Source organism: Chromohalobacter canadensis (assembly GCF_034479555.1).
Lineage (GTDB): Bacteria > Pseudomonadota > Gammaproteobacteria > Pseudomonadales > Halomonadaceae > Chromohalobacter > Chromohalobacter canadensis.
Window position 1 is genome coordinate 2,523,212 of record NZ_CP140151.1, and the last position, 13,472, is coordinate 2,536,683.

Here is a 13,472-nt window from a genome sequence, read left to right on the forward strand (position 1 = left end):
ACATGCCGGCATAGGGCGCGAGGGGTAACCTTCGCGCCCTTTTTGTGCCATGAGCCTAAGTCTTTAGGTACGTGAGGCACGGTCCATGAGATGCAACGGTATGGCCATCACGGCATTATAGGGGATGGCCGACACGTTGAACGTGTGCACTACGCCGACCTTCGATATCGACCGGTCAGGAAACGAGCATGAGCGAATACGTCGAGCACGACCAGGAAACCGCGGCTCTCAAGGTGCCGCCGCACTCGCTGGAAGCTGAGCAATCGGTGCTCGGCGGGCTGATGCTGGACAACAGCGCCTGGGATACGGTCTCCGAGCGTTTGACCGCCGACGATTTCTATCGCTACGAACATCGCCTGATCTTCAATGCGATGGCGCAGCTCGCTGAAGCAGGGCATCCGCTCGATGTGGTCACGCTCTCGGAGGCGCTGGAAAACCGCGATCAGTTGGAAAGCGTGGGTGGACTGGCTTACTTGGCCGAGCTGGCGCGCAACACGCCATCGGCGGGTAACATTCGTGCGTATACCGATATCGTGCGTGAGCGAGCCACTCTGCGTAAGCTGATTCAGGCGGCGCACCAAATCGCCGATGGGGCGTTCGCCCCGCAGGGGCGGCCCGCCGACGAGCTCGTCAACGAGGCCGAGCGTCTGGTGTTTCAGATCAGTGAGGATCGTCCCAAGAGCGGCGGGGCGATTGGCATGAGCGATCTGCTCAGCAAGGCGGTTGACCGCATCGACGAGCTGTTCAACATGCAGGGCGAGATGACGGGGCTTTCCACCGGGTTTCGCGATCTGGATGAAATGACCTCGGGGCTGCAGCCCTCGGACATGGTGATCATTGCGGGACGCCCATCGATGGGTAAGACGACATTCGCCATGAACGTGGTCGAGCATGCGGTCATCTCCAGTGACAAGCCGGTCATGGTGTTTTCCATGGAGATGCCCGCCGATGCCTTGATGCTGCGTATGCTGTCTTCATTGGGGCGTATCGATCAGACGCGGGTGCGGACCGGGCAGTTGGAAGACGAAGACTGGCCGCGTCTGACCTCGGCGGTCAATTTGCTCAAGGACAAGCAGCTCTTCATTGATGACACGGCCGGGTTATCGCCTAACGAGATGCGCGCGCGGGCGCGGCGCTTGGCGCGTGAGCATGGCAATCTCGGATTGATCATGATCGACTATCTGCAGCTCATGCAGATCCCCGGTTTTTCCGAGAACCGTACCGGCGAGATTTCCGAAATCTCGCGCTCGCTCAAGGCATTGGCCAAGGAGTTCAACTGCCCGGTAGTCGCGTTGTCGCAGCTCAACCGCTCGCTCGAGCAGCGGCCCAACAAGCGCCCGGTGATGTCGGATCTTCGCGAGTCGGGGGCTATCGAGCAGGATGCTGACGTTATCGCTTTCGTCTATCGCGATGAAGTCTATAATCCGGACAATCCCGACAATCATGGCCTAGCTGAACTGATTATCGGCAAGCAGCGTAACGGTCCAATCGGGACCGTTCACATGGCTTTCATCGGCAAGTATACACGCTTTGAGGATCTCGCCCCCGATAGCTACGGTCAGCATATGGGCGAGTGATGATGGCAAGGCAAACAGGCCGGTGTTGCCTTATAATGCCGGCTCGCAAGTGAACAGGAGGGGAGATGGCGAGCGGATTTCAACGTGGCAAGAAACGTACCCCGAAACTCGAGGGGCGCGGCCAACTGGAAAGCGTCGAGCGTGAAGGGCCGTTCAAGGAATGGTTGGGGATGCCCGATCTCTATCGTTATTCCCTGGTCGTCGATGGTGAAACCTACAGCTATCAGACCGAAGACGCCGAACTTCCCGTCTCGGTCGGTGACCGTGTGGTGTTTCGTTACAAGGAAACCCGTGCGGGAAACTGGGTCGATCGAAATTCGCTCGGGGTGGCGATCGATCCCTCCACGTACCAGCGAGATTCTTGATGCGTTAGTCTCGGTGGGCCAATGTCACATGAACGTCATGTGGCGTTGGCCTAATGAGACCCATGACCGATACTCTTGCTCCCGCTTCCAGTGATCAGTCGTCTGCACCGACGCTACCCGACATTGTGCGTGAAGAACGTATTGACGTTCATTTCCAGCCTATCGTGGCTATCCGCTCTGGGGGCGTATTCGCTTATGAAGCGCTGTCGCGTGGTCCCAGCGAAAGTATTTATGCCCATCCTCTGACGATGTTCGAAGCGGCCAGAAAGCAATCACTGCTAGCGCCGCTGGAAGCCGTCTGCCGACAGCGTGCCATTACCGCTTGGGCGGCGGAAAGGCTCGACGAGCTGTTGTTCATCAATGTCTCTCCCGAGGTACTGCTCGATCCTCAGCATCGCAATGGTGAAACCCTGCGTTTGCTCACACGGCTGGGTATACCGACGCACCGCCTAGTCATAGAGCTTACCGAACAGTCGCCGGGCATCGACCCCGATCTCATGGCGGAAGCCGTGCGTCACTATCAATCGATGGGATTCACGATTGCGCTGGATGATCTGGGCGAGGGTTATGCAAGCTTGCGGCTCTGGTCACAAATTCGCCCCGACTTCGTCAAGCTTGATCGGCATTTCGTGAGTGAGCTGGATCGTGACTATGTCAAGCGTCGGTTCGTACGGGCATTTCTGGACGTTGCTCATGGGATGGGGTCACGCGTGATCGCGGAGGGCGTCGAACGTGAAGAAGAGCTCGATTGCTTGCACGAGCTGGGTGTGGACTACTACCAAGGCTGGCTGTTCGCGCGGCCATCACCGACGCCGAAAGCCGAGCGTGCCGCGCTGAACGAGCATCTTGCACACTTGGTCGCGCGCCAGAAAAGCCCCTCGCATACCTGCATGGGGCGGCATATTTGCAAGGTGCTTCCCTCGCTTGCCATAACGGTAACGGTGGCCGAGGCGAGTGAGCGCTTCAGCTCCATGCCGGATGTAGGGGCGATGGCCGTGGTCGATGATCAGGGTATTCCCATTGGTGTGCTCACGCGTGAGGCAGTGATGGCGCTGGTGGGGAAACGCTTCGGCTTCGATTTGCATGGCCGAGAACCAGTGACCAAGGCGATGCATGTAGCGCCGTTGTGTGTCGAAGTCACGGAGCCGCTCGATCAAGTATCGCGTAAGGTGACGGGACGAGGAATCGACCAACGCGACGAGCCATTCGTGGTTACCCAGCAGGGGCGCTATGTGGGCATGGGGCAGTTAGTAGCGTTGCTGCAGCAAATCACTGAGCAGAGGGTGGCGGTCGCACGCCAGGCCAATCCGCTGACCCAACTGCCAGGTAATGCGCCAATCCGGGCAGCGCTCGATGACTTCGTCGGCGAGCGTGAGCCATTTGTCGCCTGTTATTTGGACCTCGATTACTTCAAGCCATTCAATGATCGTTTCGGTTATGTCATGGGCGACCAGGTGCTGCTGGATGTTGCCGTCACGCTGGATACCATGAAAGGTCAGCGCGATTTTTTGGGGCATCTGGGAGGGGACGACTTCGTATTGCTGCTGGAGTCTCGAGAAGACTTGCATGGCTTCCTCGCGGCCTTGCAGCAAGCGTTCGTAGCGCGTTTCACGCCCCGTCTGCCTGCCGAGGTGGTCCGGGACAACGGCTTTATGGCGCAAGATCGGTTTGGGCAGGAGCGTTTTTTTGCGTTGCCACGCCTTTCGGTGGCGGCATTGTGTGTGCCCGCCGGTCAGGCTCCGCATAGCTTTGGCGATTATTGGAGCTCTCTCAAGCAAAGCGCCAAACGTGCTGTCAATGGGCGGCTTGTCGTAAGGTTCAAGGAAGAAACGTTAGCGTCGAAACGCGGTCTAACTTCTTTAGTTGCGCACTGATATCAATGTTGGAGTCATTAATGCGGCGTGCAACGCGACATTCACCCCTTGCCCCTTCCATACTTATTGCAACATGCCTGTCATCTGAACAGGTCAAGCTGGACGTGCGCTGTGGTAGATAGCGTATGTCTTGTCGAATTTTAATTTATCAAGGAGAAACTTATGGAAGTCAAAGAACTCAAAGAATTCGTGGACGCGGAGCATAACTTCGAGATTCGCGTCATTAGCCACGCGGGCAGTCGTCTATACCGCGTCGAGATGGAGGACATCGAAGGCCAGCACTATCCTCTGATGCGGCGTGGCAAACCGATGCTGTTTCGTGCCCTGGACGATGTCTATGCCGAGCTCAAGCAGGCAGGGATCCATCGTGCTTATCTCGTACAGTGGGTTGCCCATGATGAGATGATCGGTCGTGACACGCATTATCAATCCCCGCTGACGTCACGCATGCCGTTGGTATTTTGACGTCCCATGCATGACCCATCCGACGCGCGTTCGGCGCTCCATTCACCAACTGTAGTGTTACATTTATAGCCCGGCGAGCCGCCGGGGCCTGGGTGCGAAGGCACCGGGCATTTCTACCCGCCAAGCGTTACTCTCCATAACAAGCATTACTCTCCATAATCTGTTGCATGCTGCCCTTGTCCATAAGGGAGCGTCCACGTCAGCGTATCGAGAAAAGTCTCCGCCTGTTCGCGCAATGCCCGACGCTTCTCAGTCGACATCTTGTTGAGTGTGCCGTAGATGACGCGCATGCGCGGATTATCGGCAAGCGGGTCGGCATGGCGTTCCAGGAAGCGCCAGTACAAGGCGTTGAACGGACATGCATCGTCGCCCACGCTTTGGCGTGGATCATAGCGACACTGAGTGCAGTGGTCCGACATGCGATCGATGTACTTGCCCGAGGCGCAATAGGGCTTGGAGCCCAAGTAACCGCCGTCGGCATGCAGGACCATGCCCAGTGTGTTGGGCAGTTCGACCCATTCGCAGGCATCGGCGTAGACGGCAAGATACCAGTCGCACAAAGCGGCGGGACGCACGTCGCAAAGCAGGGCGAAGTTGCCAGTGACCATCAGGCGCTGGATGTGATGCGCATAGGCATTGTCATGCGTCATTTCGATGGCGCGTTTGAGGCAGCGCAAATCGGTGTCGCCATTCCAGTAGCATGCGGGAAGCCCTCGTTCGGCAGCGAGGCGGTTGTCACGCTTGTAGTCGGGCATGTGATGCCAGTAAATGCCGCGCACGTATTCTCGCCAGCCCAGGATTTGTCGGATGAATCCCTCGACCGCGTTGAGGGGCGCCGCGCCACGCCGCCAAGCGTCCTCGGCGGCCTTGCAGACTTCGTCGGGCAATAGTAGGCCGATATTGAGCGCGGCGGAGAGTCGCGAGTGAAAGAGGTAGGGCGACTTATCGCTGATGGCATCCTGATAATGCCCGAAACAAGGCAACGCATGGGTGATGAAATGCCGCAGGTCGGCAAGTGCCTGACGCCGTGTGACGGGCCAGTTGAAGCCCGCCAGCGTGCCGAAATGATCAGCGAAATGCGTTGCCACGAGCGCCAACACCTCGCGTGTCAGTGCATCCTGGCGGTGTCGAGGCGCAGAGGGTGGCGGCGGTGCGTCATCGATGGGAAGTCGATTGTCGTGATCGAAGTTCCATTGTCCCCCGACAGGTGCGTCTTCTTCCATGAGCATGCCGGTATGGCGTCGCATCATGCGGTAGAAGTCTTCCATGCGAGGCCGTTTTCGTCCTTCCATCCATTGGGCAAAGCGTTGCCGAGAACAAAAGAAACGCGTGTCTTCGAGTACCCGCCAGCGGGGGCCAACGCGGCTTATGCGGCGTGACTCGATGGCTTTTGCCAAGCGCCACTCGCCGGGCAGGGTCACCTGGATCTCGTCACACCCATGCAATTGGGCCACTCGCTCGGCCTCGGGGATCAGTTGCTGCGCATTGTCGGTATCGTCGAGGGAGCTGTAATGCACCTGGAATCCCCGCTGTCGCAGGGTGGTGGCGAAATGTCGCATCGCGGCCAGCATCATGGCGATTTTCTGAGGGTGGTGGGGGACGTAGCGACCCTCTTCATCGACTTCGCAGAGAGCGATGACCGCATTTTCCGGTGCTGACTCTAGAATAGGAAGCGTCAGGCTGAGTTGGTCGCCTAGGACCAAGCGTAATGTCTTGGACATGAGTTATCCAAATATTATACAAATCGTTCTCATAGTATAACGCGATAAGCTCAACGTGCCCGTGGCTTGTTACACTGATCTTCCACGGTCTTTTACAGGAGAGGTTTCAATGGGGTCAGCTCCCTTCGGTGTCATGCTCGTCAATCTTGGCACGCCTGAGGCCCCGACGGCGTCGGCGGTGCGTCGCTATCTGGCGGAATTCCTCGGCGATCGGCGCGTGATCGATCTGCCGCGTGCCAAGTGGCTGCCGATTCTGCATGGCATCATCCTGCGCATTCGGCCGCCGCGTGTCGCCAAATCTTATGCCGCCGTGTGGGGGGAGGATGGCTCGCCGCTGCTCGCCATCGGGCGCCGCCAGCAAAGTGCGCTGAAGGAACGACTGGCGACGCGTATGGGCACCGATATTCCCGTCGAGCTGGCGATGACCTATGGAAAGCCCAGTATGGAAGAAGCCGGCCTGGCATTACGCGATGCCGGGGTAGAACGTATTCTGGTGCTGCCGCTGTACCCGCAGTTTTCTGCCACGACGACGGGAGCAGTATTCGACCGCTTGGCACGTGCATTGGCGCCGTGTCCGCATTTGCCGGAGCTGCGTTTCGTACGTGACTACCATAATCATCCGGCTTATATCGGGGCGCTGGCAGAAAGCGTTCGCGAGCACTGGGCGGCGCATGGCCGGCAGTCGCGACTGCTGTTTTCCTATCACGGCATTCCCAAGCGCTACGCCGATGCCGGCGACCCTTACCCACGGCATTGTGAAGAGACCAGTCGTCTAGTGGCCGAGGAGCTGGGGCTCGAGGCGGATGAATGGCAACAGACTTACCAGTCGCGTTTCGGGCGTGAAGAATGGCTCAAGCCGTATACCGACGAGACCTTGAAGGCATGGGGCGCCGAGGGGCTCGAGGGCGTCAACGTGATCAGCCCCGCCTTTGCTGCCGACTGTCTGGAAACGCTGGAAGAGCTTGAGGTCGAAAATCGCGGCTATTTCGAGGAGGCGGGCGGCGGTGCCTACCAGTACATCCCCGCACTCAACGATCGTCAGGACCATATCGAGCTGCTGGCCTCGCTCGTCGAGCAGCATACCCAGGGCTGGTAACACCGCTGACCGCTTCGACGAGATGCCGATACGCAAGATGTCCGATGTCGAGAGACCATCGGGCGTCGTCAGTTGGGCGTCAGGCGCAGCTCAGGGTAGTTTGGAACTGCCTTGGGGTGTTTCTTCGAGGGTGCGTTCGTCATCGTCTTCCTGAAGCTCCTCGGGATCGCCACGAGTACGGGGATCGTACGCGAGCTTTTGATGTAGTGCGCTCTTGCTTAGCATGTGGGCCGAGACCGGGGCAGTAATGAACAAGAAGATGGTGATCAGCAGTTCCTGCAGGCTCGGGCCACCGTCGAGTAGGCTGAAGTACGCGATTGACGCCAACAGTACGCAGCCAACACCCAGTGTGGAAATCTTCGAAGGGCCGTGCAGGCGCATGTAGAAGTCTTTCATCCGTGACAGCCCCAGCGAGCCGATCAGGGCAAAGATGCTCCCGGCGATCAAGAAAAAGGCGATGACACCTTCCATCACGGTGTATAGAGCGATCATGGGTTGCCTCCGCTATTCAATGATGTCGCCGCGCAGCAAGTACTTGCAAACCGCCACGGTGCTCACGAAACCGAGCATGGCGATGAGCAGCGCTGCCTCGAAATACGTGCGGTGTCCTAGCCAGATCCCGAAGAGCACGATCAAGGCGATGGAGTTCACGTACATGGTGTCCAGCGCGAGGATCCGGTCGGGCAGGCTGGGGCCGACCGCGACCCGGTACAAATTGAGCACGATCGCGATTGCGAACAGCGTCACACTGACTTTGAGGGCAAAATCTAGCATTCGAAGATCTCCTTGAGCGTACGCTCATAGCGCTCATGGATATGACGCTTCATATCGTCGATATCACCCACATCCAGGGCATGGATCAACAGGGTCTTGCCATCCATTCGCAGATGCGCCGAGACCGTTCCCGGCGTCAGAGTAATGGTGCTGGCCAGCATGGTGATTGCGAAATTCTCCTGAAGCTCGAGCGGATACTCGATGAAAGCGGGGCGTGCCCGGCCTCGTGGGTCGAGTATGACCTTGGAGGCCTCCAGGTTGGCGACCACGATATCGAGCAGTACTCGGAAGAAATAGCGCACCATTAGCCACGGCTTCTTGATCCTGGGCTGTGCCTCCCAAAAGGGCTTGGTGATCAGCGGGATGACGATGGCTAGAAAACTGCCGAGCAGCCAGTGCCCCAAGGCGACGCCGTTCATCAACAGCAGCCACACGATCAGCAGCAAGACGGACAACAGCGGCATCGGCAGCCACTTGCGAGGACGAATCATGCATCACCTCCAGTGTCGCCGCGGGCGATGATGGATTCTACATACGCATCGCGGTCGAGCAATTGGGCGGCGGTTGCCTGGGTAAATGCCGTAATGGGACCGGCGAAGGCCACCATGAGTGGCGCGCAGCCGATCAGTATCAGCACGCCAGCCCCGCGCAACTTGCCAAGCGTGATACCGGTTTTCTCGCCCGAGGCCCGCCAGAAGATGGTCGAGCCGGTGCGCGATAGCGCTATCAAGGAAGCGAGCCCGCTACCCAGAAGAATCGGCCACAGCCAATACTGCTGGGCCGTCGTCGCGGCTTGCAGCAGAAGGGCCTTGCCGAAGGCACCGGACAAAGGCGGTAAACCGGCCATGGCGATTGCGCCAGCGAAGAACAGCAGGCCCAGCGTGGCGGGCTGCGTCAGAGTACGAGACTGGACGATGCGCGCCCCGGCCTTGCCGCGTTGCTGTGCGATGGCATCGACCAGCAGGAACAGGCCGCCACTGACCAGGGTGGTGTGGATCAAGTAATACAGCAGTGCACCCAGCGCGGCTTCACTGTGCATGCCGATACCCGCCAGCAGTGTGCCCACCGAGACCAGAATCAGGTACGCCACTTGGGTGCGCATTTCGCGTGCGGATAGCACGCCGACAGCACCCAGCGCGAGCGTGGCCAAGCCTAGCCACCATATCCATGGCTGGGCGAGATTTGCCAGGGGACCGGCCTGCTCGCCGAAGATCAGCGTGTACACACGGATGATCGAGTAGATCCCGACCTTGGTCATGATCGCGAAAAGGGCCGCTATCGGCGCCGGCGCGGCGGCATAGGCGCGTGGCAACCAGAAGTATAGCGGCAACATGGCTGCCTTGAGCCCGAACACGATCAGCAGCAACAGGGCGCCGGCCTTGACCAGCCCCAGATCGGCGGTATCCAGCGTGGTCACGACCGCCGACATATCGGCCATGTTGAGCGTACCCATGGTGCCGTAGAGGACGCCCAGCGCGATCAGAAATAACATCGACCCTAGTAGGTTGAGCGCCACGTAATGAAAGCCGGCATGCGTGCGTGCCTTGCCGCCGCCGTGCATCAACAGGGCATAGGAGGCGATGAGCAGTACTTCGAAGAAGACGAACAGGTTGAAGAGATCGCCGGTCAGGAAAGCGCCGTTGATCCCCATCAATTGCAGCTGGAACAACCCGTGAAAGTTGGAGCCTTGCTCGTCGTCGCCAGCACAGGCGTAGAGCAAGCTACCCAGTGCCAGTAGCGACGTGAGCATCACCATCAGGGCGGACAGACGGTCGAGTACTAGAATGATACCGAATGGCGGTTGCCAGTCGCCCACAGCGTAATAGCGGATGGTGTCGTCAGTGCTTTCGGCGACCAGCAAGACCCCCACCACTACCAGTGCGAGCGTGGAGAGTACGTTGGCTGTGCGGCGTAAGGTTAGCGCGCCGCCACGGTGAATGAGCAGTGCCACCCCAGTGAGCAGCGGCAACAGGACCGGCAGAATGATCAAGTGCTGCATCACGACTTGTCCTCCCGCGGTTCGTCGATACGGTTGCCGTTGACGTGGTCACTGCCCACGTCACCGCGCACGCGCATGGCGAGGATCACCGAGAAGGCGGTCATGGCAAAGCCGATGACGATGGCGGTAAGCACCAATGCCTGCGGTAGCGGATCGGCGTACTCACCGGCGCTATCGCTGATCACGGCCGCACCGTCGGTGGTCAGTCCCCCGGTTGAGAACAGGAATAGGTTGACGGCATAGGACAACAACGTCAGGCCGACGACCACGGGAAAGGTGCGCCCGCGTAGCGCCAGGTATAACCCGCTGGCGGCCAGGATCCCCGTGGTGGTCGCGAATAGCGCTTCCATCACGCTTTCTCCTTCTGCTTGGAGGGGCGGTGCGATGTGGTCACTTTGCCCAGATTGGCAAGGATCATCAGCGTGGCACCGACCACGGTAAGGTAGACACCGAGATCGAACAGCATGGCCGTGGCCAGCTCCACGTCACCGATCAACGGGATGTGGAAATGGCCGAAGGCCGAGGTCAAGAATGGATACCCGAAGACCCAACTGCCGACCCCGGTCAGCGCGGCGATAGCGACGCCGGCGACGGCGATCGGTTGATACTGGAACGACAAGCGTTGCTGGGCCCATTCGACCCCATGAGCGATGTACATCAAAATCAGCGCCACCGCTGTCACCAGCCCTGCGATGAAGCCGCCGCCTGGGGCGTTGTGGCCGCGCAGGAAGATGAAGACCGAGACCAGCAGAGCCATGGGCAGCAGCGATTGGGAAACCGAGGCCAGGATCATGGGGTAGCGGTCTGGCGACCAGGGCCGCCCTTCGCTGTCGCTGGAGGGCATGAACAGGCGCAAGCGATTGAGCAGCTTGTAGATGCCGATCCCCGCGATGCATAGCACCGTGATCTCGCCCAGGGTATCGAAGCCACGGAAGTCGACCAGAATCACATTGACTACGTTATGCCCGCCGCCGCCGGACACACTGTGCTCGAGGAAGTAGTCTGAAATCGAGTTCAAGGGGCGCGTCAGCAGAGCATAGTTGAGGCTTGCCACCACGCCGCCGAAGCCCGCCGCGAGCAGGACATCGCGCACGATGCGCGATGCACTCGACTCTTTGGGCGTCTTCTGTGGCAGGAAGAACAGTGCCAACATCAAGAGGATCACCGTGACCACCTCGACCGCCAACTGGGTCAACGCCAGGTCAGGCGCCGAGAAGCGTGCGAAGGCCAGCGACGCCATCAAGCCGACTACTGAGAGCATGATCAGCGAAATCAGGCGGCGGCGATGCAGGAAGGCTGTCGCCAAACCGGCGAAACAGGTGATCGCGGCACCGACGATGAGCAAGGGATCGGCCTTCTGAACGGCCAACTCGCCTTTCAAGGTCTCGATTCCCATCAGGCTCATGCCAGACACGACCAGGGCGCTGATGACCACCCACAGCATGTAGCGTTGCAGCGAACCGTTTTCGAGAGTATCGATGCTCCACTGAGTGAAGCGCACCATACGCTGAACGGCGCCCTCGAAGATTGCCAGCGAGTCGCGCGAGGGGAATTGGCGGTGGAAGGTGAACAGATGCTGGCGCAGCACGTACACCATGAGGCCACCGATCAGCGCGATCGCGCTCATCAGCAAGGGCAGGTTGAAACCGTGCCAGATGCTGAGGTGAAGCTCGGGAGCGGGCATCGTCAAGGCGGCATCGGCGGCGGCCGTCAATAGTCCCGTGGCGGTGAAGGCAGGGAAAAGCCCGACGATGACGCACACGATCGCCAGCACCAGGGCTGGCAGGCGCAATGGAAACGGAGCTTCGTGCGGGGTCTTTTCCAGCTCGCGCGGTTGACCGTCGAAAAAAGTATTGCGCACGTAGCGTAGCGAGTACGCGGCGGCCAGGATGCTCCCGATAGTAGCCAGGGCGGGGATCAGCCACGCCAGACCGCCAAGAAGCGGCGTCTCAAGCGTCTCGGCGAGCATCATCTCCTTGGAGAGAAAGCCATTGAGCAAGGGAAATCCGGCCATTGAAGCCGCGGTGATGGTGGCCAGCGCGGTAGTCATCGGCATATAGCGCCATAACCCCTTGAGCTTGCGAATATCCCGCGTGCCGCACTCGTGGTCGATGATACCGGCGGTCATGAACAGCGCCGCCTTGAAGATCGCGTGGTTGAGAATATGGAAAAGGCCGGCGACCACCGCCATCTGGCTGTTGAGGCCGAACAGCATGGTGATCAGCCCCAGATGACTGACGGTCGAATATGCCAGAATCGTTTTGAGGTCGAGCTTGATCAGAGCGAAATAGGCGCCGAAAAGCATGGTCACCAACCCGGTCAGGCTGACCAGGTACAGCCACTCTTGCGACCCGGCCAGCGCCGGGTGCAGGCGGGCCAGCAGGAAGACCCCGGCCTTGACCATGGTGGCCGAGTGCAGGAAGGCCGACACCGGCGTCGGTGCCGCCATGGCCTGGGGAAGCCAGAACTGGAACGGAAACTGGGCCGACTTGGTGAACGCGCCGAGAAGAACCAATAGCAATGCCGGCAAATAGCGCGGATCCGCAAGGATGACATCGCGGCTGTCGAGCACCGTCTGCATGTCGAAGGTGCCGACGATCTGGCCGATCATAATAAAGCCAGCGAGCAGTGCCAGCCCCCCCATGCCGGTGACGGCCAGCGCCATGCGAGCGCCCTTGCGAGCGGCTGATTGATGGCTCCAGAAGCCGATCAGCAAGAACGACGACAGGCTGGTCAGTTCCCAGAACATCCATAGCAGAATGAGGTTGTCGGCCATCACGATGCCCAGCATCGAGGCCATGAAGAGCATCAAGTACGTATAGAAACGCGGCATGTTGTCCGCTTCGGACAGGTAGTGGCGCGCATAGAGGATAATCAGCAGCCCGATCCCCAGGATCAGCAGCACGAACAACAGAGAGAGACCATCGAGGCGCAAGGCAAGGTCTAGGCCTAGTGCCGGCACCCACGAGAAGGCCAGGCGCGGAACCTCGCCGGCGAGCACGCCGGGCGCCTCGCGTAATGTGACCAGTAGTGCGATGAGTGGCATCGCGGCGGTCAGCAGGGCACATTGATGGCGTCGCTGATTCGAACTCAGCAATGGCAAAAGACTGCCGAGCAGCGGCAACAGCACGATCAGTAGCAATGACATGCAACTTGCTCTTGTCGTTTAACGTTTGAGGGTATCCGCGACCGTCCGGGCGGAGGTTCGGATACGAGTATGGACGGCGGCAGCGCGAACGTCAGTCGCGAACGACGGGAGGGTCCGTCAGATAAGGGCGCCGGATACCTCGGGGTGCCAGCATCCAGGCAGGGGTGCGGTCGGTTGCATCGCCGGCTGGCATGAGTGACAGACGATGGGCACCGTAATGGCAGGGCATGCGCAGCGGCAGGTAGCCGGGCAGGGGGTGTCCTGTCATGGTGTCTCTCCTCCTTCGGAACGCTTCGGCGCGAAGCTGTGCGTACAGCGGCTTGTATTGATTGATGATTTGTTGCGTCGGGCGCCAAAACGGGATGGTTGATCGAATGTACCATGTCCCTTCCCGGCCTCGCTATAGCCTGGGCGCCGAAAGATGCAGTAGTGGATGTTTTCCTTGGCGGGTTC

The 13,472-nt window shown here is 59.5% G+C and carries 13 protein-coding genes; 5 read left to right on the top strand and 8 right to left on the bottom strand.

Annotation, left to right across the window (positions count from 1 at the left end):
• The first annotated feature begins 188 nt into the window (after window positions 1-188).
• The 4 genes from dnaB to SR908_RS11975 all read left to right on the top strand — a co-directional run bounded on the left by dnaB (window position 189) and on the right by SR908_RS11975 (window position 4,281).
• Window positions 189-1,577, top strand: coding sequence for a replicative DNA helicase (gene dnaB / locus SR908_RS11960; RefSeq protein ID WP_097022759.1), 1,389 nt, complete (start codon window positions 189-191; stop codon window positions 1,575-1,577).
• A gap of 65 nt (window positions 1,578-1,642) precedes the next feature.
• Window positions 1,643-1,942, top strand: coding sequence for a hypothetical protein (locus SR908_RS11965; RefSeq protein ID WP_040244516.1), 300 nt, complete (start codon window positions 1,643-1,645; stop codon window positions 1,940-1,942).
• 62 nt (window positions 1,943-2,004) lie between these two features.
• A complete protein-coding gene (locus SR908_RS11970; protein WP_246921522.1) occupies window positions 2,005-3,816 on the top strand; it encodes a bifunctional diguanylate cyclase/phosphodiesterase in 1,812 nt (603 codons plus the stop codon).
• A gap of 162 nt (window positions 3,817-3,978) precedes the next feature.
• The gene (locus SR908_RS11975) at window positions 3,979-4,281 is read left to right on the top strand and encodes a DUF6482 family protein (protein ID WP_097022757.1); all 303 of its coding nucleotides are present in this window, start codon (window positions 3,979-3,981) and stop codon (window positions 4,279-4,281) included.
• A gap of 146 nt (window positions 4,282-4,427) precedes the next feature.
• Here the strand turns inward: SR908_RS11975 and SR908_RS11980 are convergent, their stop codons facing one another.
• Window positions 4,428-6,002 (bottom strand): cryptochrome/photolyase family protein, encoded by a 1,575-nt coding sequence (locus SR908_RS11980; RefSeq protein ID WP_097022756.1) that lies wholly within the window; start codon window positions 6,000-6,002, stop codon window positions 4,428-4,430.
• A gap of 109 nt (window positions 6,003-6,111) precedes the next feature.
• On the opposite strand from SR908_RS11980, the gene hemH reads away from it, so the two are divergent.
• The gene (gene hemH, locus SR908_RS11985; protein ID WP_246921524.1) at window positions 6,112-7,098 is read left to right on the top strand and encodes a ferrochelatase; all 987 of its coding nucleotides are present in this window, start codon (window positions 6,112-6,114) and stop codon (window positions 7,096-7,098) included.
• Between the two features lie 90 nt (window positions 7,099-7,188).
• Here hemH and SR908_RS11990 read toward each other — a convergent pair whose 3' ends face one another.
• From SR908_RS11990 to SR908_RS12020, 7 genes are all read right to left on the bottom strand, one after another.
• Window positions 7,189-7,590, bottom strand: a complete 402-nt coding sequence (locus SR908_RS11990) for a Na+/H+ antiporter subunit G (RefSeq protein ID WP_097022754.1) — start codon at window positions 7,588-7,590, stop codon at window positions 7,189-7,191.
• 12 nt (window positions 7,591-7,602) lie between these two features.
• Window positions 7,603-7,872, bottom strand: a complete 270-nt coding sequence (locus tag SR908_RS11995) for a K+/H+ antiporter subunit F (protein WP_097022753.1) — start codon at window positions 7,870-7,872, stop codon at window positions 7,603-7,605.
• Entirely contained in the window at window positions 7,866-8,363 is a 498-nt protein-coding gene (locus SR908_RS12000) for a Na+/H+ antiporter subunit E (RefSeq protein ID WP_097022752.1), read from the bottom strand. Before SR908_RS12000 ends, SR908_RS11995 begins: the two co-directional genes overlap by 7 nt.
• A complete protein-coding gene (locus SR908_RS12005; RefSeq protein WP_246921526.1) occupies window positions 8,360-9,874 on the bottom strand; it encodes a monovalent cation/H+ antiporter subunit D in 1,515 nt (504 codons plus the stop codon). The genes SR908_RS12000 and SR908_RS12005 overlap by 4 nt, the downstream gene beginning before the upstream one ends.
• Window positions 9,871-10,221, bottom strand: a complete 351-nt coding sequence (locus tag SR908_RS12010; protein WP_097022750.1) for a Na+/H+ antiporter subunit C — start codon at window positions 10,219-10,221, stop codon at window positions 9,871-9,873. Before SR908_RS12010 ends, SR908_RS12005 begins: the two co-directional genes overlap by 4 nt.
• The gene (locus SR908_RS12015) at window positions 10,221-13,019 is read right to left on the bottom strand and encodes a monovalent cation/H+ antiporter subunit A (RefSeq protein ID WP_246921528.1); all 2,799 of its coding nucleotides are present in this window, start codon (window positions 13,017-13,019) and stop codon (window positions 10,221-10,223) included. The genes SR908_RS12010 and SR908_RS12015 overlap by 1 nt, the downstream gene beginning before the upstream one ends.
• Before the next feature lie 91 nt (window positions 13,020-13,110).
• A complete protein-coding gene (locus tag SR908_RS12020) occupies window positions 13,111-13,287 on the bottom strand; it encodes a hypothetical protein (RefSeq protein WP_179703040.1) in 177 nt (58 codons plus the stop codon).
• Between the last annotated feature and the right edge of the window lie 185 nt (window positions 13,288-13,472).

Excerpts from the sequence above, each read along its gene's own strand:
- SR908_RS12020 (WP_179703040.1), bottom strand. The coding sequence starts at position 13,287 with ATGACAGGACACCCCCTGCCCGGCTACCTGCCGCTGCGCATGCCCTGC.
- SR908_RS11990 (WP_097022754.1), bottom strand. The coding sequence starts at position 7,590 with ATGATCGCTCTATACACCGTGATGGAAGGTGTCATCGCCTTTTTCTTG.
- SR908_RS11975 (WP_097022757.1), top strand. The coding sequence starts at position 3,979 with ATGGAAGTCAAAGAACTCAAAGAATTCGTGGACGCGGAGCATAACTTC.
- SR908_RS11970 (WP_246921522.1), top strand. The coding sequence starts at position 2,005 with ATGACCGATACTCTTGCTCCCGCTTCCAGTGATCAGTCGTCTGCACCG.
- dnaB (WP_097022759.1), top strand. The coding sequence starts at position 189 with ATGAGCGAATACGTCGAGCACGACCAGGAAACCGCGGCTCTCAAGGTG.
- SR908_RS11980 (WP_097022756.1), bottom strand. The coding sequence starts at position 6,002 with ATGTCCAAGACATTACGCTTGGTCCTAGGCGACCAACTCAGCCTGACG.
- SR908_RS12010 (WP_097022750.1), bottom strand. The coding sequence starts at position 10,221 with ATGGAAGCGCTATTCGCGACCACCACGGGGATCCTGGCCGCCAGCGGG.
- SR908_RS11995 (WP_097022753.1), bottom strand. The coding sequence starts at position 7,872 with ATGCTAGATTTTGCCCTCAAAGTCAGTGTGACGCTGTTCGCAATCGCG.
- SR908_RS12015 (WP_246921528.1), bottom strand. The coding sequence starts at position 13,019 with ATGTCATTGCTACTGATCGTGCTGTTGCCGCTGCTCGGCAGTCTTTTG.
- SR908_RS11965 (WP_040244516.1), top strand. The coding sequence starts at position 1,643 with ATGGCGAGCGGATTTCAACGTGGCAAGAAACGTACCCCGAAACTCGAG.
- SR908_RS12000 (WP_097022752.1), bottom strand. The coding sequence starts at position 8,363 with ATGATTCGTCCTCGCAAGTGGCTGCCGATGCCGCTGTTGTCCGTCTTG.
- hemH (WP_246921524.1), top strand. The coding sequence starts at position 6,112 with ATGGGGTCAGCTCCCTTCGGTGTCATGCTCGTCAATCTTGGCACGCCT.